General features: G+C 32.5%; 16 protein-coding genes and 3 rRNA genes. 2 read left to right on the top strand and 17 right to left on the bottom strand.

The window, feature by feature from the left end; genetic code table 11:
* Positions 1 to 4 precede the first annotated feature (4 nt).
* The 10 genes from JW646_RS11860 to JW646_RS11815 form a co-directional block, all read right to left on the bottom strand.
* Complete coding sequence (locus JW646_RS11860) at positions 5 to 2,200, bottom strand: ATP-dependent helicase (protein ID WP_228415282.1); 2,196 nt, start codon at positions 2,198 to 2,200, stop codon at positions 5 to 7.
* On the bottom strand, positions 2,193 to 4,088 hold the full coding sequence (locus JW646_RS11855; protein WP_228415281.1) for a hypothetical protein: 1,896 nt from the start codon (positions 4,086 to 4,088) through the stop codon (positions 2,193 to 2,195). The genes JW646_RS11860 and JW646_RS11855 overlap by 8 nt, the downstream gene beginning before the upstream one ends.
* A gap of 160 nt (positions 4,089 to 4,248) precedes the next feature.
* The gene (locus JW646_RS11850; RefSeq protein ID WP_148555917.1) at positions 4,249 to 4,530 is read right to left on the bottom strand and encodes a hypothetical protein; all 282 of its coding nucleotides are present in this window, start codon (positions 4,528 to 4,530) and stop codon (positions 4,249 to 4,251) included.
* A 107-nt stretch (positions 4,531 to 4,637) separates the two neighbouring features.
* The gene (locus JW646_RS11845) at positions 4,638 to 5,786 is read right to left on the bottom strand and encodes a double-cubane-cluster-containing anaerobic reductase (RefSeq protein WP_148555916.1); all 1,149 of its coding nucleotides are present in this window, start codon (positions 5,784 to 5,786) and stop codon (positions 4,638 to 4,640) included.
* Between the two features lie 12 nt (positions 5,787 to 5,798).
* Positions 5,799 to 6,866, bottom strand: a complete 1,068-nt coding sequence (locus JW646_RS11840; protein ID WP_148555915.1) for an ABC transporter permease subunit — start codon at positions 6,864 to 6,866, stop codon at positions 5,799 to 5,801.
* Positions 6,866 to 7,882 carry an ABC transporter permease subunit gene (locus JW646_RS11835; protein ID WP_074914249.1) on the bottom strand — a complete coding sequence of 339 codons (1,017 nt, stop codon included), beginning with the start codon at positions 7,880 to 7,882 and terminating at the stop codon, positions 6,866 to 6,868. The genes JW646_RS11840 and JW646_RS11835 overlap by 1 nt, the downstream gene beginning before the upstream one ends.
* Complete coding sequence (locus tag JW646_RS11830; RefSeq protein WP_148555914.1) at positions 7,851 to 9,452, bottom strand: sugar ABC transporter ATP-binding protein; 1,602 nt, start codon at positions 9,450 to 9,452, stop codon at positions 7,851 to 7,853. Before JW646_RS11830 ends, JW646_RS11835 begins: the two co-directional genes overlap by 32 nt.
* Positions 9,453 to 9,605: 153 nt before the next feature.
* The gene (locus tag JW646_RS11825; RefSeq protein ID WP_148555913.1) at positions 9,606 to 10,736 is read right to left on the bottom strand and encodes a DUF3798 domain-containing protein; all 1,131 of its coding nucleotides are present in this window, start codon (positions 10,734 to 10,736) and stop codon (positions 9,606 to 9,608) included.
* A 165-nt stretch (positions 10,737 to 10,901) separates the two neighbouring features.
* Complete coding sequence (locus JW646_RS11820) at positions 10,902 to 11,873, bottom strand: dipeptidase (protein ID WP_228415280.1); 972 nt, start codon at positions 11,871 to 11,873, stop codon at positions 10,902 to 10,904.
* Between the two features lie 29 nt (positions 11,874 to 11,902).
* Entirely contained in the window at positions 11,903 to 12,679 is a 777-nt protein-coding gene (locus JW646_RS11815; protein ID WP_148555911.1) for a serine hydrolase, read from the bottom strand.
* A 129-nt stretch (positions 12,680 to 12,808) separates the two neighbouring features.
* Between JW646_RS11815 and JW646_RS11810 the strand changes: the two genes are divergently transcribed.
* Positions 12,809 to 13,282 carry a pyridoxamine 5'-phosphate oxidase family protein gene (locus tag JW646_RS11810; RefSeq protein WP_148555910.1) on the top strand — a complete coding sequence of 158 codons (474 nt, stop codon included), beginning with the start codon at positions 12,809 to 12,811 and terminating at the stop codon, positions 13,280 to 13,282.
* Positions 13,283 to 13,353: 71 nt separating this feature from the next.
* On the opposite strand, the gene yedF is transcribed toward JW646_RS11810, so the two are convergent.
* The 7 genes from yedF to JW646_RS11775 all read right to left on the bottom strand — a co-directional run bounded on the left by yedF (position 13,354) and on the right by JW646_RS11775 (position 23,017).
* Positions 13,354 to 13,965, bottom strand: coding sequence for a sulfurtransferase-like selenium metabolism protein YedF (gene yedF / locus JW646_RS11805; RefSeq protein ID WP_187359158.1), 612 nt, complete (start codon positions 13,963 to 13,965; stop codon positions 13,354 to 13,356).
* A gap of 35 nt (positions 13,966 to 14,000) precedes the next feature.
* Entirely contained in the window at positions 14,001 to 14,789 is a 789-nt protein-coding gene (locus tag JW646_RS11800; protein ID WP_331478014.1) for an acyl-CoA dehydratase activase, read from the bottom strand.
* Between the two features lie 57 nt (positions 14,790 to 14,846).
* Positions 14,847 to 16,022 carry a double-cubane-cluster-containing anaerobic reductase gene (locus tag JW646_RS11795; protein ID WP_148555909.1) on the bottom strand — a complete coding sequence of 392 codons (1,176 nt, stop codon included), beginning with the start codon at positions 16,020 to 16,022 and terminating at the stop codon, positions 14,847 to 14,849.
* A gap of 229 nt (positions 16,023 to 16,251) precedes the next feature.
* Positions 16,252 to 16,368: ribosomal RNA gene (gene rrf, locus JW646_RS11790) — 5S ribosomal RNA — on the bottom strand.
* 136 nt (positions 16,369 to 16,504) lie between these two features.
* Positions 16,505 to 19,404 (bottom strand): 23S ribosomal RNA (locus JW646_RS11785).
* A 327-nt stretch (positions 19,405 to 19,731) separates the two neighbouring features.
* Positions 19,732 to 21,235: ribosomal RNA gene (locus JW646_RS11780) — 16S ribosomal RNA — on the bottom strand.
* Together the 16S, 23S and 5S rRNA genes form the textbook arrangement of a ribosomal RNA operon.
* Before the next feature lie 405 nt (positions 21,236 to 21,640).
* Positions 21,641 to 23,017 carry a hypothetical protein gene (locus JW646_RS11775; RefSeq protein WP_074919775.1) on the bottom strand — a complete coding sequence of 459 codons (1,377 nt, stop codon included), beginning with the start codon at positions 23,015 to 23,017 and terminating at the stop codon, positions 21,641 to 21,643.
* 301 nt (positions 23,018 to 23,318) lie between these two features.
* Here JW646_RS11775 and JW646_RS11770 point away from each other — a divergent pair, with 301 nt between their 5' ends.
* Positions 23,319 to 24,101, top strand: a complete 783-nt coding sequence (locus JW646_RS11770; RefSeq protein WP_074919776.1) for a threonine/serine exporter family protein — start codon at positions 23,319 to 23,321, stop codon at positions 24,099 to 24,101.

Raw genomic sequence — 24,101 nt, 5'->3', positions numbered from 1 at the left:
TTAATCATTCTCCTTTCTTATCTATAATACTTTTTAGTATGTTCAAATACATAGATGGATTTTGTTTTTTCTTATCTGTAGCAAAATTTTTTGCACTGGCAGACAAAATTAGCATCTCTTTTGCTCTTGTAATTCCCACATATAAAAGTCTTATTTTTTCTTTTATCAGACTTTCTTTAATTTCTTTTGAGTAATTTTTATTTACCTCACCCTTTAAGATAAAGTCTATTTCTGCTTTTATATTTGCTTCTGGGTTTTTGTATTTTTCTTTTAGATACCATTTGTCACATTGAAATTTTTGATAAATATTGTCTGGGAAATTAAACTCTGTCATTCCCAATAAAAATACACAATCCCACTCTAACCCCTTTGATTTGTGATAATTGCACACAGTTATACTTCCAGGTAAAGGCTCGTATCCATTGATTTCACTAACAACTTCTATTATATAACTAAAAACCCTGTTTTTCCTGTCTATTAGCAAGTTATATATTTGTTGTAGATTTATATTGTTGTTTTCTGCTACTAAATACTTAACATAAAAGGCTAAATAGTCTACTATTGCTATTTCCTCTTTTTCAATTGTCATACTGTCTCCAATGAAAAGAATCAGCTTGTCTATTCTAGTTAAAGGATATTCTATAATATTTTCCAATTTTTTTATTCCAAATAAAAAACTTTGGTATAAATCGCTATCTGTGTCTATTATTATATCTTTTGAGCATTCATCATCATATAATAGATTTTCCACAGTTAAATGGTCTTCCCTAAGTAATTGTATAAAATCTTTTTTTCCTTCTTTATTATCAGTCTTCATATAAACTTTATCTAACACTTCTATTAATTTTTCTTTGTCGTCACAATTGAGTATAAAATCTATTATTAATGCAACATTATCTATTACTCTTCTTTTTCTAAGAGAATTAGGTCCTAACTCTTCAAATTCCAAATCTTCTTTTATAAGTTCTTTTGCAACTAAATTGACATGATCATTGTATGGCACTAATATTCCAATACTTTTGTCTGGGTATTTTTTATTAATATTTCTCACAAACTTTACAGTATTCTCTATTTCTTTATCAAAAGTTTCATAATACTTATAGCTAATTTGATATTTATCCGGCTGAGGATTTTCTTTGTATCCTCTATTTTTAGGAACTGTTTTAATATCCATGTCTTCCAAAGCATCCTTACATTCTGGCTGTAAGTTTTGGGTTACATATCTTACTAATTCATTGGCCAGATTTATTACATCTTTTGAGCTTCTATTAGACATATCCATTCTATAACAACGATCACTACTTTCTATAAAATTTTTAAAGAACTTGGGATCTGATGAAGAAAAAGTTCCTGTTATACTTTGATTTATATCTCCAACTCTTACAAGATTATTATGTTCTTCACAAATAATCCCTATTATCTTTCCTTGAATTTCATTTGAATCCTGACACTCATCTTCAAACACATATTGATATTTATTTTGATATTTTCTTTTTAAATCTTCATCAATACTCAAGGCTTTATGTGCTAAAATCAACATATCATCATAATCTAACAATCCATTGGCTTTTAATTTTTTTTCATACTCAGTATATATGGGAAGAATTATTTTTAAAATACCTCTGCGATTTTCTTTCATGTATTTATTTAATTTTTGTGGCGTTATATCTTTGTATTTAAGTTCACTTATGGTATTTTGAACTAAATCATAAAACCCCTTATCCCACGCCTCTAATTGTCTATCTGCCCATATATGATCTTTTTGCTCTTTTACAAAAAATCTAAATGCTTTTTCTCCCCCATTTAACTTAAAATTATTAATACAGTCACCAAGAATCATAGTTTTTTGTAAATCATCAGCTATATTAAAGTCTTCATTTAACATAACTATTTCTGGCTTTTCTTTTATAATTTTTACAGCCAAAGAATGTATTGTCATTACTTCATAAGAGTTTTTGTCATCTATATTTTTTTCTTCCAGAATTTTCCTTATCCTAACTTTAAAATTATTTACCGCACTATTCATATAAGTTAAGATAAGTATTTTTCCCTTGCCTTGTCTTTTTTCTTCCAAAAGTTTTGCTACTAAATTTGTAACTATAAAAGTTTTACCAGCCCCTGGCACTGCAGGAACTGCCATTTTTCCTCCTTCATATTGAATTATAGGAAGCTGGTCCTCTCTGTAATTTATCTTACTCATTAGTTGTTTCTCCTTTATCCAAAATCTTTAACAAAAGACCGTATAGCATACTTTCCTGCATAAATCCATTTACACTATACTCACTTTTAAAAGCATATATTTTCTCACTATTCAATAATAAGTTGTAAATTAAATTATATAGATAGTACTTTTTATTTCTATCTTCCATTTCATCACTGTAAATCTCTTTTTCATGAAAAGATTTTCTAAGAACTAAAGGATTTGCAATATCTTTTTCTATTTTCATATTCCAAGCATTACTTCCCACATCTATCCATAATTGTATTTTTCTATTTATGTTTGAACTTATATATGTATAAGGCGTTGTAATAATTACTTTATCACTATTTTTCATATCTTCAATATCTGCAGAAACATAGTAATCATTTATATTATCTTTTAGGCACTTTACAAATACTTCATATTTTTCTTTTTCTTCTATATTTAATTCTTCTAGTATTTCACTAAAGATATCACCTTGTTTTATAATATCTTTACAAAAGTCCACATTTTTTTTGCCATCTTTAAGGTTAAGCATTTTTTCTATATAAAATTGTAATAAAAACTCACTTATCCTCAAATTATCTTTTTCTTTATTTTTAATATATTCAATTAAGCTTTTATACTCATCATTTTCGTGTCTTTTATTAAACATTCTTATAGCTTTTATCTTATTTATATCAAATAAGACTTCTATAAAATTTATGTATTCTTCTTCTTTTATTAAATATTGTAAATTGTAGAAAATACACGTAGCAACAACTAAGGCATTGGCATAAGGATGATCAATAATTTTATTATCTAGTTTGGTGTTGGCTACTTTTATATTCTTAGATTTTAATTTATTACATATTTTATAATCCAAAATAGAGTTATTTACAGGTGAGATTATGACCACATCTCTTAGATTTTTACCTTCTTTCTTTAGTTGTAAAATTTTTTCTGTCACACCTTCTATCATTTCATCATATAAATGATATGAATCTTGTAGTTTTATACTTTGATTTTCTTTATACAATGATTTAATACCTATTGTTTCTAAATAATAGGATTCTGTTGGAAAATACTCTTTTAGTATGTTGTCTTCTATATAGGCTATATCAACATTTTTAAAGGAAGAGTAGTCTTTGCTTTTGTCATAAAAAATATATCCACCCTGTACCTCATTTAAAAGTTGACTAATCAAATTACATTCACTAACACTGGCATTTTCCAAGCTGTCTACAATTAAGTATCTATATTCTCTTTTCAATCTTTTTGTGTAATCTTCAGTATTTAATAAATAATTATTGTATAAATATACAGCTATAGAGTTATCAATTATACCCTTGGATAATAAAGTCTCCATATAAAAATCTATAACTTCCTGCATTTGACTATAAGAATATCTATTTAAATCATTTCTATTTTTCTTAGAATTATATATTTTTTCTCCTATATTTTTAATATCTATATTATTAAAACAACTTTTATTTAGATTATCTAATATATTTCTACATATACTTTTATTTGTACCCACTATATCTTGAAAATAATTTTCTTCTTCTCTTGTCTTATGTATATATTTCATAATCATATACTCACTTAAACTTTGAGAAATAAAAGAAGGGCTTGTTTTATTTGATTTTATTTTGTCACAATTACTCTCTATTATTGACCAATATTTTATTATCTCACTTTGAGCAAAGTGACTGTATGTGGTAATTCTTAATTCTTCACTAAAGGGAAGATTTATTGATCTCATATAACTTAATTTAGTAATTCCATTAGGTACTAAAAAAAGTATATCTTTTGATCTATAATTATTTTCTTTGATTATATTTTCATATATGTTAACTATTTTTTCTTTTTTCTTATTTAAATCAATTTCTTGGAATAAATATTTCATCTAATCACCTTTTTCTAAAGATTTAATTTTTATCTATCTATAATTATATAATATTTTGTATTTTTTTACTCAACTTAGGTAAGTAAATTTACAGACTATGCATATTAAATATTAAAAAAGTCTATGTTCTAATATATTATTAAAACATAGACTTTTTTTGTTACACACTTTTTTTAATTTTATTATTTTTTTTATCTAATTGTGATAATTTTCCCCTTACAACTAACCATAATACTACTGATGCTATTACATATACAGTAGCAATTTTAACTGTGATTGCACCTGCTATAATACCAGCAAGCATACAACCTAACCAACTTAGTGGACTATATCTAAACTCTCTATATTTCATATTGTGTGTTTTATCATATGAATATACACTTAGTCCAAATAAAACAAAAAATACTCCCACTACAATTCTTACAATTTCAATTGTACCCATAACGTAGCCCCCTATTTTTTATTATCATTGCTTACATATATAATAGCAGAATTTTTTAAAATAAATATAAATTACAAATAAATTAATTAGATTGTAACTATTATTTTTTAACCTATCATTTCAATAAAAGCTTCCAGCCTTGTATCAATTTGCCCACTATCAGTTTCAGAGTAATCAGTAGTTATGCATATATAAGGTAAATTTTTTTCATTCATAACATAATCCTTTACCATATCAGCCTCTATAGCAAAAGTATGACAAGCATGAAGGACTACTTCTATTACACCATCCACATCATAGTTATGAATAAAATCGTCTAGTGCTTCAAATCGTTCATCATTGGGACTCATTACAGAACAGCTGACTCTTAAATATTTTTCTGCTAAAGCCCAAAGTGGATCTTTCGTCTCATCCACTAAGTCTTTCTTTTCTCTTGGCCCAGAACAACTTTCAAGTCCCACAACATCTGCTCCCATTTCTTCTACTCTTGCTACTATTTTATCTCTTACTCCTCCTATAGGACATCCAGTTATTAAAATTCTTGGCTTCTTAGGTTTGCTTTCATAAATAGTTTCATATTCTTCTTTTGCTTTTATAGTTCTTTGTTGTAAAGTTTTTATATTTTCTTCTATGTCAAAGCAGTACTCTGTAGCATCTACCATAGTACTCATCTCATATCCTGAAAGAGGAGTTGGATTTAACATTCCAAGTTTATAAAAATCAAGAACTGCTTTTCTTTCTCTATTTTTTAATTTTATTGCAGCTTTTAAATTTTCTTCTGTAATTGTTGTACCTAAAGTTTCTTCAATTACTTCCTTTGCTCTAACCATTTCGTTATACCAAAATTGCAAAGACATATTACTATCTCTGCCTGGAGGAAGTTGCATTATATGAACAGGCTTTAGTTTTCCCAACATTTCATACATTTTTTTCTTGCCATCACATGTGGTTTCAGCAAGTACCATATCAGAAAAATAGAAATATGGACAGTTATCTGATGCTGCTGCTCCAAAACTTGATTTAACCATTGGACATAAATTCGATGGTAATTTTGTTTCTGCAAAAGTTATAGTATCACTTCCACCTCCACATAAGCTTACTGGTATAGCACCTGCTGCATATATTAATTCCCAAGGAGTATATGAGCAGTATATTCCTACAACTTTTTTACCTTGTTTTTTATATTCATATACTTCTAAAAAACCTTCTTTTCTTTCTTCATCAAAATGTTGAAAATTATCTGGTAATCTAAGCACTTTCTCTTCCCCCTATTTTGCTCTATTATTATCTAGTTTAATATTTATCACTAGTGCAAATGCAATTACTCCGTACATTATAAATGTTCTAAAATATTCTCCTAAGGCCACGTTATCAAAGAAGTTTTGACCTGCTAAAGGAGATAATACAAATAATATATGTAAAATTACAGTTCCATAAAGAGCATTTTTTACAGATGCCCTTTTTATTGAAGCTCCCCCTGCAAGTAAAGCTGCACAACTCATAACATCTGTGTTCAAATGTTCTGTATAAACATTTAATGATCCTATATTTTGTAAATATATAAATTGGCCTATAGCTGCTAGTACTGTGGAAATTATTATAACTATTATTCTAGTTTTGTCTACTGATATTCCTAAGTTTGCTGCCTTTTCTTCACTAATTCCTATTGCTTTTATTCTTTGTCCAAGAGAAGTATTTAAAATATAGTAAACTATAAATCCTGTGAAAATTACTACTATTATTAAAAATATAGATACACTTATTCCACCTATTTTTATACTACCAAAACTCTCAAAAAAACCTTTATAGCTTTTTAGGTCAACCATATTTTTTACACCTATACTTGTGCTAAGTGCTATATTTTCATTATTAATAGGAATTAAAGTTCCAAAGCCAGCCATAAAAATTAACTGATAAATATAATTAGCCAAAGCAGCAATAACAATTGAAGTTATCATTTCCTTGCCTTTTACCTTATTCATCAATATTCCTAATATATATCCTATAATCAAAGCCAAAATTACGCTGATAACAAAAGTCACCAGTACTCCTATTCCGCCCTGCAAATTTAAATTTAAACTAACTAAGTATGCTCCTTGAGCTGCCATCGCTCCAATAGTTATACCAAAATTTAGTCCCATTCCTGCAGCTATTGGAATTACTAAGGATAAAACTAAGATTCCATTTCTAATAAATCTAACAGCCACCTGCTCACCTACTAATGTTAAGCTCACATTAGCTAGATAAAAACATATTACTATTAAAAACATAAACAACAAAGGAATTCTACTACTTTGTCTCTTTAAAAAATTCAAAGATAAGTTGTTATTTTTCATTAGACTTTTCTCCTTTCTTGTTTTAAAAATGCATAAAGAATTATTCCATTAGTAATAATCATACGAATGATTTCTGCCATTTCTGGCACCAATAATTGATTTGCTATTGGAGTTGATAATAAATATATACTTTGATATAAGAATGTTCCTAAAATTGCATGAAATAATGTTGCCTTTTTACCTATGCATCCACCTATCAAAATTGAAGATATTGCTGGAAAAGTAAAAGATGAGGGTGAGTTGTAAAGCTCTACAAATCCATAACTTTGAGCATAAACAATTATTCCAATACCTGCAATTATTGTAGAAATTACCACAGCTTTAATTCTTGTTTTATCTATATCAACACCTGATAAAGTACAAAAGATTTCATTTTCACCAACAGATTCCATAAGTTTTCCTTTTCTTGAGTTAAAATATAAATATATTAACGTTGCAATAGCAGCATAAAATATAATCAAACCTATTGGTATTTCAACATTATTTACTTTCACTACCCACAAATCATTTAATACTCTACCAAAGTAATTATCTAAGCTGATTTTGGGTCTAAGTCCTTTTCCTCCTATGGGATATAGCATTTCTCTATTTGAAAAAGGAGCCACAGTCCAGAAGAAATTCATTATTGGAATAAACGCAAACCCTATAAACATAGCTGCAATATCTTCTTTTCCTTTAACATAATTTAAAATTTTTCCATATATTATTCCAAAAACTATTGCTACTAATATAGCTACTAATATGGCCATAAAAAATCCCACAAATCCATTTAATCTAAATTGTATTGAAACACACATTCCAATAAGTCCTGCAATAATACCTATAGGTAAACCAAAGTTCATACCTACCCCTGCATTTATCATAGGTATCATGGCAAGTACCAATACTCCGTTCATTACAAATTTTACAAATGAACGACTAAGAAGTTCACTCATATCCATATTTAATTTGTAAGCTATTATAATTAATAAAAGTAAAAAACCACTAATTATTATTTGAGGCTTCTTGATTTTCATAATATTCTCCCTCCCCTGTATAAGCTAGAGTAAACTCTTCATCACTACTGTTTGGAGGTAGTATATTAGATAACCTTCCTTCACATAACACTGCCACTCTATCACTGATTCTTTTCAATTCTTCTAATTCGCTGGAAATTACTACTACTGTCATATTATTTTTTTCATTCATTTCAAGTATCATGTCCAAAATTTTTTCTTTTGCACCTATGTCAACTCCACGAGTAGGTTCCAAAAGGAATAAAACTTTAGGATTCATACATAAAGCTCTAGCTATGCAAATTTTTTGTTGATTTCCACCACTTAGCTGCATAACTTCTTGATTTTTATCTACGCATTTTATTTCTAATCTTTCTATATAGCTTTCAACTGTATCATTTATCTTTTCTTTGTCTTTTATCTTAAATAGTTTCATTGATTTCTTTAAAAACTTATTTTTTCCATATAATCCTGAGAAAACTATATTGTCTTCTACTGAGTGTTCCATAAGTAATCCCATTTTTTTTCTGTCATCTGGAATTAAAAATATACCTTTGTTAATATTACCCCTTATATTACTAACATCAATAATTTCATCTTCCATAATTATAGTACCTTCACATGGAAATAGTCCCATAATTCCATATCCTAATGCCAACTTTCCATGTCCAGATAAAGATGTAATGCCTAATATTTCACCTTCTTTTATATCTAAATCAATTCCCCTAAGCTCTTCTCCTGGCATATTTACAAAGAAATTCTTCATTGTAAGTATATTTTCATTTTTATTTATTTTGCTATCTCGTTTAGTTTTAATAACTTCATAGCCCATCATAGCGTGTGTTAACTTTTTTATGGTCATTTCTTCTTTTTTATATTGTGTTACTATATGACCATCCCTAAATACAGTAACCCTGTCACATATCTCCTTTATCTCATGTAACCTATGAGATACAAATATTATTGTCATTCCATTGTTAGCTAAGTTTTTTATAACCTGCATAAGTTTTCTTGAATCTTCTTCATTTAATACTGCTGTTGGTTCATCCAAGAATAATATTTTCAATTTATCATTATCTATTTCCCTAGCAATTTCTACAAATTGCATAGCATTTACTGATAAATTTTTTATCAATAATTCTGCGTCAATATTAAGTCCTAGTTTTTGCAGAATTTCTTTAGCTTCTTTACTATTTTTATTTTTATCTATATATGCTAGGTCCTTACCTAAAATCTTTTCCGTACTTTTAATTTTGTTTTCCCTTGTAAGTTTGATATTTTCCCATACACTCATTTCTGGTAACAAAGTGAATTCTTGATGAATCATACCCATACCACATTTTATTGATTTTTCTGGACTATCCATATTTACAAGATTTCCGTCAACTATTATCTCCCCTTCATAGCCCCCACTATGTTTTATAACTGAATTTCCAAATAAAATATTCATAAAAGTACTTTTTCCCGATCCATTAGGTCCTATAATTCCATGTATTTCTCCCTTTTTTATTTGTAAATTAATATCATGTAGTACCTGTACATTTCCAAAATATTTATTTAAATTTTTAATTTCCAGTGCAAATTTTTCCACTCTTATTCTACCTCTCTGCTTAATTAAAAATAGGTTAATACAAAATATATTTATAATAAATATTATATTTTGATTAACCTATTTTCTTTTATATTTTAATTTTTAGGAAAACTTACTTATTATAAATTTGCATGATTTTATTTTTATTTAACCTTAATAGAAAATTGACTCCATCAACATAACAAAGTAGTTATCAAAAGTTTTTCCCTTATCCTCTAATTTAGTATAATCAACTTCAACTCCGAATTTTTCTTTTGTTAATTCATTTAATTTTGTTGCATCTTTATAGTCAAAGTCATTTTCAATAACTTCTTTAGCAACTTCTACAGCAAATTGTGGCATATAAACAGTTACAGGTATTGGCCATCCTGAAAGTCTGCCTTTCATACCAGCTGCATCAACTTTTTCACTTATCATATCATTTATTTTATCAAAATTAGATTGATCTTCTTCACTTATTTCAAGTCCAAGAACTGTTGGATAGGCTTGAGTAGGTGTTGGGCAACATTGTTCAGCTACCATATATTTTAAGTTTAACGCTTCTTTTATTATTACGTCATACATTGGACAATTTGAACCAAATATATTAGTATCTTTTCCGTATTTCTCTATTTGTCTTGGTATATCTTCTTGTAAAAATTGTTGCATCGCTTCTACACTATCCCCTGTTTGTGGGTCTGGTGTTACAACCTCAACAAATTTCATACCTAATTTTTCACAAGTTTCTTTCATCTTATCTTTTCTAGCAGATATTAATGGCTTAGATAAATGAGTTGGGAACGAGTAGTGGACAAAAGTTTTAGCTCCCATTTTGTTTGCTTTTTCAACTATAGTTTTTCCTCTTTCTAACCAGTTAGTATCTAAGTTTAAGTCTATATATTTACTCATCATTTCTGGCTCATCAAATATTGGAGCACTTATCGTAAGTATATCTGGATTTTTTTCTTTAATTTGTTGGAATGCAGGTATTAATCCTGATTGCCCAGATGAAACAATAACAGCTTTCATAAGTGGATCATCTGCTGATGATACTATTGTACTTATGCATGTCTCTATTTCCTCTTCAAAATTTTCTGGTAAAGTTAAATGTTTTACTATTTCTGGATACTTTTTAGCCATTTCTTCACCAGCACGGTACTCATCTTCACTTGTTGATAAAGTTGGAGTTACAATTGCTATATGGTATTCATCTTTACTAGCCTTTTCTCCCCCGCTTTGTGTACAACCAGTTAAAAACGTTACCATCATTACTGCTGATAATAATATTGATAATAATTTCTTCATACTTCTCCTCCACATAATATATTTCTATCTCATTATATGAAGCATTCCATATAAAGTAAATATTATTATAAAAACTATAAATATATATAAAATTATATGCATACAGTCTATAAATAGGGGGTCTATATAGATTTTTTCTATATAAACCCCCTATTTATTTATATTTTATAATAATTCTTTAAACAATCTTATAGCATTTTTATAAAATACCTTCTCTATATCTTCTTCTCTAAAACCTAATTTCTTCATTTCTCCATAAATTAATTGCATCTTGGATGAATTTTCAAATTCTAAAGAGCAGTCTATACCATCAAAATCACTACCAATTCCCACACAGTCTATGCCACCAGTATTAGATATATATTTAATATGATTAATAATATCCTCAATCTTACTAGTATCACTAGATTTATAATTATTATTTAAAAATGAAGAATAGAAGTTTACACCTATTAGTCCACCTCTTTGACCTATTTTTTTTATCATATCATCAGTCAAATTTCTTTGGTGAGAACATACTTCTCTTGCATTAGAATGGCTAGCAATAAAAGGCTTACTCGTATTATTATAAACATCATAAATTCCATCATCTGATAAATGAGAAACATCTATAATTATTCCTAATCTCTCCATCTCATTTATAAATTCAAATCCTTTTTCTTTTAGACCTTTTTTTTCATTTTTTTCTTCATTATAAAAATAACCATTTGGGTAAGCCAATTCATTTTCATAATTCCACGTTAATGTCATCATTCTTACACCTAGCTTATAAAAATTTCTAAGCAATGATAAATTTCCCTTACAAACTCCACCTTCTTCTATGGATAATAATGCTGACATTTTATTTTTTTTAATATTAGTTAATATATCTTCATAAGTATAAACTATTCCAATATGTTCTTTATTCTTTTCAACTTCATCATAAAGTAAATCTATATAACTAAGACAAGATTCTAAAGGCTTATTATTACTTCCCAAGTCTACATATGAAGCAAAAACTTGAAGCATATAATCACCTTGCTCCATCTTTTCTATATCTAAATGTAACCTATTTTGTTTTAAATTTATACTTTCCCCACTTTCTCTAATATCATATAATTGCGATATTGTATCACAATGAAAATCAACTATTTTCATTTATTTCCTCCTAAAGCATCTATTTATATTTATTGTTTTTCATTTATTTTATTATATAGATCATAAGTAATATCCTGTATAAGTCTTTCATACTCAGGCACATTTACATTATTTCCGCAAAAACATACTATGAATGGTTCTTTAGCAAATACTATTCCCACATCATGAGTAATATTAGTGTCTTCTCCTGTTTTATGCGCAATCTCAATTTTAGGTTTCAGATTCTGTAAAAAGAAAGGCATTTTCCCATTTAGCCTTTGATTTTTTAAAATACTTATCATTTCTTCACTGGATTTTTTATCAATTAAATCTTTATTGTACATTTTCTCCAATAAATATCCCACATCACTTGCACTTATATAATTTTCTAGTCCTAATGTTGCTTTTTTACTATCAAACATTTTACGATTAAGAACTGTATTCTTTAACCCTATTTCTTTTATAGTATTATTAATATTATCCATGCCTAATTTATCAATCAACATATTTGTAGCATAATTATCACTAAGAATTATCATTAGTATGTACAAATCTTCCAACGTTACATTCAAACCTTCTCTCATATAATTTAAAGCTCCGCAAGAAGGTACCTTATCATCTTCGCAAGTTATAAATAATTCTTCTTTTTTTATCTTACCTTCTTTTATTTGCTTAAAAGCTTCTACTAAAACCGTAATTTTTATAACACTAGCTGCCAACATAATTTTCTCTTCATTATATGCAACAGTTTTATTTGTTATTAAGTTTTTATAATAAAAAGATACATCTCCTTCTATGCTTTTTAATTTATTAATTATATTCTCCATTATAACTCCCCCTATTTAAATTATACCATTAATATTATTCTAATCTATATAAGGCTGTAAGTGCACTTTCATTAAATTAATTATGATATAATTTAATTACCATATTTTAAAAATACTTAAGGAGGATTTATGTTTAAAGATATTAAAAAGAAAAAAAGAGAATTAAGTAAGGAAAATACGCTAGAAATATTAAAAAACGGAAGAGAAGGAATATTATCTACTATAAGTGAAAATGGATATCCTTATGGAATAGCTGTAAATTACGTTTATCATAACAACTCTATATATTTCCACTGTTCTAATAGTGGTCATAAATTAGAAAATATAGCTAATAATAATAAGGTTTCTTTCTTTGTAAATTCTGATATCACAATTCTTCCAAAGGATTTTACTACTTATTACAAAAGTTCAGTAATATTTGGACATGCCTCTATAGTTAATAATGAAGAAAAAAGAGATGCAATTATTGCAATAGGAGAAAAGTATTCTCATCCTCATATGGAAGAAGGCATCAAATACATAGATAAAGCTCTCAACGCATTTACTGTAGTAAAAATAGAAATTGATCATATAACTGGTAAATATAGTGATGGAACTAATTAAATAAAAAATAGACTAAAATTCCTAATATCCATGGAATTTTAGTCTATTTCCTTTTTTATTCATTAAGTTTATTATGGTCTAATTATATTAGTGGCTCCTGCCAATTCTTCTACTATAGAATACATATTAGTTACTTTACCAACTTGTAATTTATCTTGTAAATTATAGAAGTTTAAGCAAGTCCCACAATTTAATATTTCAACACCATGCTCTTCTAGTATTTTTAAGTCTGCTATAGAATCTGAACCTTCAGCTGATAATTTTACACCACTATTATATAATAAAACAGCTTTTGGATATTTATCTAATTGAGTTATAGCATATACAAATCCTTTAATAAGAACTTTTCCTAACTCTTCATCTCCTTCACCCATTTTATCGCTACTTAATACTACTACCATTTTTTCTTCTTTTTCAACAGTGCATACAACTTCTTCAGTTATTTTATTCTCAACAACTTCACCACATTGCACTTTTATAACAAAGTGATTTTCGCTTGCTTTTTCATAAGTAGATTCTAAGTTTTTTTGGCTAACCATTTTTGTTACATTTTGTACAGCTATTTCATTATCTACACTTATTTCTACAACAGCTGACTCAGTTAATGCATCTATTGCTTTTTTGGCTTTAACAACTGGTATAGGACAATTTTCACCTATTGCATTTACTTTTACTATATTCATCTTGCGCCTCCTAAATATTGCTTATCTATATCTTTTTACTTAAATCCAATAATAGCAGCTCCTAAAGCTCCTATAATTTGAGCATCTTCTGCTATAAATATTTCCTTATTTAAATTGTTTTCTAACATTTTAACTAGCTCTTTACTTTGTGCCAAACCTCCAGTAAAAGCTATTGTGTCTTCTAATCTAGCCTTGTTTAGTATAGATACTCCTTTATTTGCAATAGATTTTAATATACCTGCTGCTATATTTTCCTTAGGAATATCTTGTGCCAAAAGACTTACTATCTCTGATTCTGCAAACACAGTACACATACTAGAAATATTTTCAGGAGTTGCATCTTTGGCTAAATCATCTATATTTTCTATGTCACTTCCTAGCTTATTAGAAGTAACTTCTAAAAACTTACCTGTACCTGCTGCACATTTATCATTCATTATAAAATTAACAACATTTCCTTTGTCATCAATATTTATAACCTTACTATCTTGTCCACCTATATCTAGTATAGTTCTAATATTTTTATTTAAAAAGAAAATTCCCTTTGTATGACAAGTTATTTCTGTAACTGTTTTATCAACAAAGTCCATACTAACTCTTCCATAACCAGTTCCTATTACTCTTTTTATTTTACTACTGTTAATTCCATCTATCAAGACCTCATAAGCTTCCTTTGATGTTTTCTTAGGACTCCATCCAGTTGGTACAACAACCTTTTTTACTATTTTTTCTCCATCAAATAATACAGCTTTTGTTGCGACAGACCCTGAATCTATGCCAATACTATATGTTTCCACTAAACTAACAACCTTCCTATTCTCCAATTATTTGTATAAATAACTTTTACTCGTTTTATTTACATAAACAAAGATTTTTTATATCTAACACATAATTAGTTTCTTTTCTTCAATCATCTCTATAAATGCTTCAAATCTTGTTCTTAATTGTTCTGTGTCAGACTGAGAATAATCAGTTTCAATAGCCATATAATGAATATTTTTGTCATTTACTACAAACTCTTTTATTCTATTTGATTCCACATTAAATGGATGGCATGATTGAAGAGCCACATCTATTACACCATCAATCTTAAACTCTTCTATTAAATCCGCTAACAATTCTATTCTCTTGTCATTATTCATCATGCAAGCACATCCTATATTTAAATACTTTTTAGCTATAGCATCATAAACATCTGGATTACTTTCATCTACTAGTTCTCTATTGTTTCTTATAGATGAACATAACTCATAAGCAACTATTGATCCCCCAGATTCTTCTATTGTATTAATAATTTTATTTGTACATCCTCCAATTGGAGATCCTGTGATTAATATTCTAGGTGCATCTTTTTTTACAGGACATTCTCCTCTTTCATATCTTGCTTTAGTATCATCAATTACTTTTCTTAATTCTTCTTTTAATGCATCTCTGTCAAACTTAAATTGAGCTTGATAAGATACTTGGTATAATTCCATTCCTGTTAAAGCTGAAGGCTCTAATTTTCCTAAATCATAGTACTCATTTAGCAATCTTCTTTCTTCGTTTTTATCCTTAATAGCTTCTCTTATATCATCTTCACTTATAGTAGTGTCTAATTCTTTTTCTAATACTTCTTTTAATACAACTATTTCATCTTTCCAAAGATTAAACTCATGCTTTCCAGTTGCTCTATTAGGCATTTGCATTATATGCGTTGGTTTTACTTTACCTAACTCTTCATACATTTTTTTCTTTCCATCACAAGTTGTTTCCCCAATAAGCAAATCAGAGAAATAAAAATATGGACATGTATCAGTTATTGCATGGCCATAACTTGACTTTATTAAAGGACATAGATTCCTTGGTAGTATTTTTTCCGCTTCTGGAATCGCTTCCTCACTTACTCCACATACTCCAACTGGAACAGCCTTTGCAGCAATAGGTAATTCAGATGGTGTAAAGCAACAAAATGTTCCTACCATTTTTCTTCCACTATCTTTTACTTCTTTAGCTGCTAAAAATCCATCTTTTCTAGCTTGCGCAAAACTTTCAAATTGACTTGGTAAATTACTCATTTATATCCCCCTAAAACAATAAATTATTATATTCTTCAGTTTAAATCATCTTCATAGTATCAAATCTAAATATAAAAAACTATATTTATTAAAATTATTTATATAACCTACTTATTTATCATTTTTTTCTATAATCAAATCAATTTTAAAGCTCTATTCCTATTTTCTTAAAAATAAAAAAAGATAAACTTTTATAAAATAAAAGCCTATCTTTTTACATAAAAAAATTACGTGGCTACGTGCTACTCTCCCAGGGGGTCGCCCCCCAAGTACCATCGCCGCTCAAGAGCTTAACTTCTGTGTTCGGAATGGGAACAGGTGTATCCTCTTTGCTATAATAACCACATAAAATTCATTACACTCATATCGCCAACGATATTTCTTTGCTTTCGCTTCAGAAAAATCCGTTGCTCAAAGTGTTTTAAGTATTAACTTTTGTTAGTACTTTCAAAACTGCTAACATTTAATGTTTCCATTATTTTTTGGTCAAGTCCTCGACCTATTAGTATCAGTAAGCTACATATGTTACCACACTTCCACCTCTGACCTATCAACCATGTAGTCTTCATGGGGTCTTAACCTTACGGTGGGAAATATTATCTCGAAGTAGGCTTCGCGCTTAGATGCTTTCAGCGCTTATCCTTTCCGTACTTAGCTACCCAGCTATGCCCTTGGCAGAACAACTGGTACACCAGCGGTACGTCCATCCCGGTCCTCTCGTACTAAGGACAGGTCTCCTCAAATTTCCTACGCCTGCGACGGATAGGGACCGAACTGTCTCACGACGTTCTGAACCCAGCTCGCGTACCACTTTAATGGGCGAACAGCCCAACCCTTGGGACCTACTACAGCCCCAGGATGTGATGAGCCGACATCGAGGTGCCAAACCTCCCCGTCGATGTGGACTCTTGGGGGAGATCAGCCTGTTATCCCCAGGGTAGCTTTTATCCGTTGAGCGATGGCCCTTCCATGCGGTACCACCGGATCACTAAGTCCGACTTTCGTCCTTGCTCGACCTGTATGTCTTGCAATCAAGCTCTCTTCTGCCTTTACACTCTACGTACGATTTCCGACCGTACTGAGAGAACCTTTGAGCGCCTCCGTTACTCTTTAGGAGGCGACCGCCCCAGTCAAACTGTCCACCTGACAGTGTCCCACTACCTGATTCAAGGCAGCTGGTTAGAATCCCAGTACTACAAGGGTGGTATCCCAAGGATGGCTCCACACAGACTGACGTCCATGCTTCATAGCCTCCCACCTATCCTGTACATGTAGCACCGAGACTCAATGTCAAGCTACAGTAAAGCTCCATGGGGTCTTTCCGTCCTGTCGCAGGTAACCGGCATCTTCACCGGTATTACAATTTCACCCAGTCTGTTGTTGAGACAGTGCCCAAATCGTTACGCCTTTCGTGCGGGTCGGAACTTACCCGACAAGGAATTTCGCTACCTTAGGACCGTTATAGTTACGGCCGCCGTTTACTGGGGCTTAAGTTCACTGCTTCGGTTACCCTAACAGATCCCCTTAACCTTCCAGCACCGGGCAGGCGTCAGCTCCTATACATCGTCTTGCGACTTAGCAGAAACCTATGTTTTTGGTAAACAGTCGCTTGGGCCTATTCTCTGCGGCCATGTTTCCATGGCACCCCTTCTCCCTAAGTTACGGGGTCATTTTGCCGAGTTCCTTAACAACAGTTCTCTGGCTGGCCTTAGGATACTCTCCTCACCCACCTGTGTCGGTTTGCGGTACAGGCACCTTTAACCTCGATAGAGACTTTTCTCGACAGTGTGAAATCAGCTACTTCGCTACTAAATTTCGCTCCGCATCGTACCCCAGCATTATTCAGGCGGATTTGCCTACCTGAACTGCCTCAATACTTGCCCGCACATAACCAACAGTGCGGTTAGCTTATCCTACTGTGTCATCCCATTTCTCAAACGGTTATTGGTGGTACAGGAATATCAACCTGTTGTCCATCACCTACGCCTTTCGGCCTCGGCTTAGGTCCTGACTAACCCAGGGCGGACGAACCTTCCCCTGGAAACCTTGGGTTTACGGCCTGTGGGATTCTCACCCACATCTCGCTACTCATGCCAACATTCTCACTTCTATACAGTCCACATCTCCTTACGGTAATGCTTCAATCCGTATAGAAAGCTCTCCTACCCATCATAAATGATGCCGTAGCTTCGGTAGTACGTTTTAGCCCCGGAAATTTTCGGCGCAGGATCACTCGACCAGTGAGCTATTACGCACTCTTTAAATGAGTGGCTGCTTCTAAGCCAACATCCTGGTTGTCTGTGCAATCCCACATCCTTTACCACTTAACGTACATTTAGGGACCTTAGCTGACGATCTGGGCTGTTGCCCTTTGACTATGAATCTTATCACCCACAGTCTGACTCCCAAGCATAAGAATACGGTATTCGGAGTTTGATAGTCTTCGGTAAGTGCAATACCCCCTAGGACATTCAGTGCTCTACCCCCGTTTCTCTAAATCTTGAGGCTAGCCCTAAAGCTATTTCGGAGAGAACCAGCTATCTCCGGGCTCGATTGGAATTTCACCGCTATCCACAGGTCATCCCCGAGCTTTTCAACGCTCGTGGGTTCGGTCCTCCACGAAATTTTACTTTCGCTTCAACCTGCCCATGGATAGGTCGCCCGGTTTCGGGTCTACGTCAACTAACTATACGCCCAGTTAAGACTCGCTTTCGCTGCGGCTCCACACCTTAAGTGCTTAACCTTGCTAGGTAACGTAACTCGTTGGCCCGTTCTACAAAAAGTACGCAGTCACACAAATAATGTGCTCCTACAGCTTGTAAGTGTAGGGTTTCAGGTTCTATTTCACTCCCCTCCCGGGGTTCTTTTCACCTTTCCCTCACGGTACTATACGCTATCGGTCACTAGGTAGTATTTAGGCTTGGAGGATGGTCCCTCCTGCTTCCCACAGGGTTTCACGTGTCCCGTGGTACTCTGGATCATATCTAGAGTCTTATTCTTTAAACTACGTGGCTTTTACACTTTATAGCGGAGCTTTCCAACTCTCTTCGTCTTGAATAAGTGATTCTGTTATGATATGTCCGCAACCCCAGTGAAGAAAACTTCACTGGTTTGGCCTGTTCCGCGTTCGCTCGCCGCTACTTACGGAATCGAATTTCTTTCTCTTCCTCCGGGTACTTAGATGTTTCAGTTCCCCGGGTTCCCCTCGCATAGCTATGTATTCACTATACGATACTTAGACATTACTCTAAGTGAGTTTCCTCATTCGGAAATCTTGGGATCACAGTTTACGTGCAACTCCCCCAAGCTTATCGCAGCTTATCGCGTCCTTCATCGGCTCCTAGTGCCAAGGCATTCGCCCTACACCCTTAATAACTTGACCAGTTATTAATTCTTGATATTTTTAAAAGTTATCTTCTTTATATGATATATTTTTTAAGAAGTTTATCTTCTTCTTTATATAATGTCATATCACTAAATGTTATGCAGTTTTCAAAGTACTAGGTACTTAACAAGTAAGTACAAATGGTGGAGATAAACGGGATCGAACCGTTGACCCCTGCGTGCAAGGCAGGTGCTCTCCCAGCTGAGCTATACCCCATATGTTTTTTCAACAAAATATATTATAATCACTTTGTCGAATTTCGTCAATATTTTTTGTAAGAGTTAAAGAACCCTCAAAATTAAACAGTAGGTTAATTCTCCCTAGAAAGGAGGTGATCCAGCCGCACCTTCCGATACGGCTACCTTGTTACGACTTCACCCCAGTTATTGATTTCACCTTCGACACTCGCTTCCCAAAAGGGTTAGCTAAGTGGCTTCGGGCGCCCCCAACTTCCGTGGTGTGACGGGCGGTGTGTACAAGACCCGGGAACGCATTCACCGCAGCATTCTGATCTGCGATTACTAGTAACTCCAGCTTCATGTAGGCGAGTTTCAGCCTACAATCCGAACTGAGAATGGCTTTAAGGGATTAGCTCGGCCTCACGACTTGGCTGCCCTCTGTACCATCCATTGTAGCACGTGTGTAGCCCTAAGCATAAGGGGCATGATGATTTGACGTCATCCCCACCTTCCTCCAGGTTATCCCTGGCAGTCCCTCTAGAGTGCCCAACTTAATGCTGGCAACTAAAGGCAAGGGTTGCGCTCGTTGCGGGACTTAACCCAACATCTCACGACACGAGCTGACGACAACCATGCACCACCTGTCACTTCTGTCCCCGAAGGGAAAAATGCGATTAGGCATCGGTCAAAAGGATGTCAAGCTTAGGTAAGGTTCTTCGCGTTGCTTCGAATTAAACCACATGCTCCGCTACTTGTGCGGGTCCCCGTCAATTCCTTTGAGTTTCACTCTTGCGAGCGTACTCCCAGGCGGAGTACTTAATGCGTTAGCTGCGGCACCGAGGGGGGTAACCCCCGACACCTAGTACTCATCGTTTACGGCGTGGACTACCAGGGTATCTAATCCTGTTTGCTCCCCACGCTTTCGTGCCTCAGTGTCAGTTACAGTCCAGAAAGCCGCCTTCGCTACTGGTGTTCCTCCTAATATCTACGCATTTCACCGCTACACTAGGAATTCCACTTTCCTCTCCTGCACTCAAGTTTTCCAGTTTCAAGAGCTTACTACGGTTGAGCCGTAGCCTTTCACTCCTGACTTAAAAAACCACCTACGCACCCTTTACGCCCAGTAAATCCGGATAACGCTAGCCCCCTACGTATTACCGCGGCTGCTGGCACGTAGTTAGCCGGGGCTTCCTCCTCAAGTACCGTCATTATCTTCCTTGAGGACAGAGTTTTACGACCCGAAGGCCTTCATCACTCACGCGGCGTTGCTGCATCAGGCTTTCGCCCATTGTGCAATATTCCCCACTGCTGCCTCCCGTAGGAGTTTGGACCGTGTCTCAGTTCCAATGTGGCCGATCACCCTCTCAGGTCGGCTACTGATCGTCGCCTTGGTAAGCCATTACCTTACCAACTAGCTAATCAGACGCGGGTCCATCTCATACCGCCGGAGCTTTGATAAAAAATCCATGTGAATCTCTTATATTATCCTGTATTAGCATACCTTTCGGTATGTTATCCATGTGTATGAGGCAGGTTACCCACGCGTTACTCACCCGTCCGCCGCTCTTTACCGAAGTAAATCGCTCGACTTGCATGTGTTAGGCACGCCGCCAGCGTTCATCCTGAGCCAGGATCAAACTCTCATAAAAAAGTTGTCCATTGCTCAGACTAATCATTATCTGAATATCTGGCTTGGTTTGTTTGTTGTTTCAGTTTAATTCTTAAAGAATTAATTTATTGTTAACCTACTGTTTAATTTTCAAAGTTCTTTGTTTGTTTCAACTTCTTTATCTTACCAAAGTTGTTTTTATTTGTCAACACTTTATTTAATTTGTTGATTATTAAATAATTAAGTGTTTTGTCTTTTTTCGAAGACAAGTATAAGTTTATCATTATTAAAATATATTGTCAACATATTTTAATATTTTTATTATTTGTTTTTTTCATATAATTATTCCTCATAAATACTTCTTTTTATAAATAATAATTATATGTACATAAAAAGACTGCAAGATAAATCAAGCAGTCTTTCATATTTTATAATATAACCTTAGTTATAACAAGAATATAGCAACTATAGTTGTTACTACAAATCCTATCATAATAGGTATAAAATTTCTTTTACCTAATTCTATTGGACTAACTCCACAAATAGCTGCTGCTGCAACAAGTGACCACGGAACTAAACATCCGCCCCCTACCCATATAGCTGCTATTTGACCCAGCGCTGTAAGAACCGCTACATTCGCATGAATTGCATTACCAAATACTAAAGCTAAGGAACCTGCCAATGACATTCCTGAGAATCCAGACCCATCAAGTCCTGTGATACCACCAACTATTGTTTCAATTCCTGCCGCTGCCACTTTATTAAATGGCACCGCATTTGATAAAGCCATACCAATATCCGATAATAAGCCTTGAGATCCTTTTGCTAAAACATCTCCAAATACTGTTGTTACTGATGCGTCTCCCAAATAGAAAAATGCTGCTATTGGTATTATTATTGCAAAAATACTTATAGCAAAACCAAATCCATGAATTATATGCTGACCTACTTTATCTAAACATTCTTTAGGACTACTTAATGCGTTTACAAAAACTAATAGCGCTACAGATGTTCCTCCAAGTAAGGCCGTTGCATCTCCTCCTTTTAAGTTAAACTTATACATTCCAACTATATCTAATATGAAAGCTGCTGCTACAACAAACACAGAAAGTTTTGCTTTTGGTCCAACTTCTTTAATTTCTACTTCCGACTCTCTAGCCACTGCTAACTCTTGATCAAACATACCTCTTTTCATATCTCTTCTTAACATATAAAATGCTACTGCTATGGTTACTATTGCCATGGTCCAATACAGTGGCATACCTTCTATAATTACTGACTGTACCGGTATACCCGCTGCACCTGCAGTTATACTTGGAGCTCCCTGAATTACGAAGTCCGTAGACAAGGCCAATCCATGACCAAATAAGTTAATAGCTACAGCTAATCCCATAGCTGGTAATCCTGATCGAATTGCTATTGGTAGGAATATTGCACCTATTAATGCACATGCTGGAGATGGCCAGAAAAACCACGACATTAATAGCATTGCTACACCTGAAACAAAAAATGCTGTTGTAGGGTTTTTTATTACTTTTGCAAATGGCTTTACCATAAAATCTATGGCGTGATTTTCTTCTAGTGCTTTAGATAGGGCCACCATAATACCTATAATTAGTATTATTCCTCCCAGTTCATTAAGCGCTACAACAAATGAATTAAAAACTCCATTTAGTGCTCCTACAAAGTTTTTCGTAAAGAATAATCCTAGGAAAAATATGCCCAGTACACAAGGTACTACGCTTTCTTTTTTCAAAATCATAGTAATCAAGATTATTACCATGAAAATGATGTAGATGTAATGCGCGCCTGTCAAAACCATAATAAATTTCCCCTTTTCCACGATAAGATAATAATATTATATGTTTTATCAAAATAAAGTGTTCTTAGCATATTCATTCACTTATTTATATAAGTCTTTAATTTTCGTCATATTGTATAAATAAATTTGTTGTTTATTATTTAAAAATATACAATTTAACACTGAAAAGAAGGAATATTTCATATATCTCAGAATATAATTTATGGTTGACGTAAAATTTTAAAATAAAAATACAAATGATATGACTATTTTAAATTATTTTTGTTATAATCTTTTTATCATTATTTAATAGGGGGACTTTATGAAAAGGGAATTTCAAGTTAGCTATAAAAAAGAAATCCTTCGATTCGCCTTACTATTGGGAGAGCAAATGCTTATTAACGGTGCAGAAACTGCTAGAGTTGAAGATAGTGTCCTAAGAGTTTGTAAATCAAGGGGATTTAAACATGTCAATGTTTTTACTACACCAACTTGTGTAATAATATCAGACGAAAAATTTGATGGTCTTACATTTATGAAGACTATCTCCAAAAGAACTATTAACCTTACCAAAATAGATAGATTAAATGATATATCTAGAGATTTTGTTCAAAATGAAGATCTGGATCCACTAGAAGCTATTGGTAGGTTAAGAGAAGTTGATGCAGTAAGAGATTATAACCAATTTGTTTATTTCATTGGTACTGCAATGGCTTCCGCATCATTTGCATACTTAATAGGTGGTACTAGTGTTTTAGATTTTGTACTTACATTACTGATAGCTACCATAGGAGTTATTATTTATAACAAAACACTAAAACTAAACCAAATACCTTTTTTTGCAACACTAATAAGTTCCTTTTCCATAGCTGTTTTTGGTAATTTATTAGTTCAATACGGTATAATTGTAAATTCTACCTCACTAGTGGTTGGTTCTATCATGCCACTTTTACCTGGTGTGTCTTTTATTAAAGGGCTAAGGGATTTAATTTCTGGCAATTTAATTGCTGGTATATCAAGAATAGTTGAGTCATGTTTAATTGCTGCAGCCATAGCTGTTGGTGTTGGTGTTGTCCTTGACTTAGCTGTTAGGTTTGGAGGTTAG

Source organism: Terrisporobacter hibernicus (assembly GCF_020809405.1).
Classification (GTDB): domain Bacteria; phylum Bacillota; class Clostridia; order Peptostreptococcales; family Peptostreptococcaceae; genus Terrisporobacter; species Terrisporobacter petrolearius.
The sequence above is the reverse complement of the archived record's forward strand: the minus strand, read 5'-3'. Positions and strand labels throughout refer to the sequence as shown.

What these genes read in the sequence shown, in the direction of transcription:
- JW646_RS11815 (WP_148555911.1), bottom strand. Translation starts at nt 12,679, where the DNA reads ATGGAGAATATAATTAATAAATTAAAAAGCATAGAAGGAGATGTATCT.
- JW646_RS11775 (WP_074919775.1), bottom strand. Translation starts at nt 23,017, where the DNA reads ATGGTTTTGACAGGCGCGCATTACATCTACATCATTTTCATGGTAATA.
- JW646_RS11810 (WP_148555910.1), top strand. Translation starts at nt 12,809, where the DNA reads ATGTTTAAAGATATTAAAAAGAAAAAAAGAGAATTAAGTAAGGAAAAT.
- JW646_RS11820 (WP_228415280.1), bottom strand. Translation starts at nt 11,873, where the DNA reads ATGAAAATAGTTGATTTTCATTGTGATACAATATCGCAATTATATGAT.
- yedF (WP_187359158.1), bottom strand. Translation starts at nt 13,965, where the DNA reads ATGAATATAGTAAAAGTAAATGCAATAGGTGAAAATTGTCCTATACCA.
- JW646_RS11855 (WP_228415281.1), bottom strand. Translation starts at nt 4,088, where the DNA reads ATGAAATATTTATTCCAAGAAATTGATTTAAATAAGAAAAAAGAAAAA.
- JW646_RS11825 (WP_148555913.1), bottom strand. Translation starts at nt 10,736, where the DNA reads ATGAAGAAATTATTATCAATATTATTATCAGCAGTAATGATGGTAACG.
- JW646_RS11835 (WP_074914249.1), bottom strand. Translation starts at nt 7,882, where the DNA reads ATGAAAATCAAGAAGCCTCAAATAATAATTAGTGGTTTTTTACTTTTA.
- JW646_RS11840 (WP_148555915.1), bottom strand. Translation starts at nt 6,866, where the DNA reads ATGAAAAATAACAACTTATCTTTGAATTTTTTAAAGAGACAAAGTAGT.
- JW646_RS11795 (WP_148555909.1), bottom strand. Translation starts at nt 16,022, where the DNA reads ATGAGTAATTTACCAAGTCAATTTGAAAGTTTTGCGCAAGCTAGAAAA.
- JW646_RS11770 (WP_074919776.1), top strand. Translation starts at nt 23,319, where the DNA reads ATGAAAAGGGAATTTCAAGTTAGCTATAAAAAAGAAATCCTTCGATTC.
- JW646_RS11850 (WP_148555917.1), bottom strand. Translation starts at nt 4,530, where the DNA reads ATGGGTACAATTGAAATTGTAAGAATTGTAGTGGGAGTATTTTTTGTT.
- JW646_RS11860 (WP_228415282.1), bottom strand. Translation starts at nt 2,200, where the DNA reads ATGAGTAAGATAAATTACAGAGAGGACCAGCTTCCTATAATTCAATAT.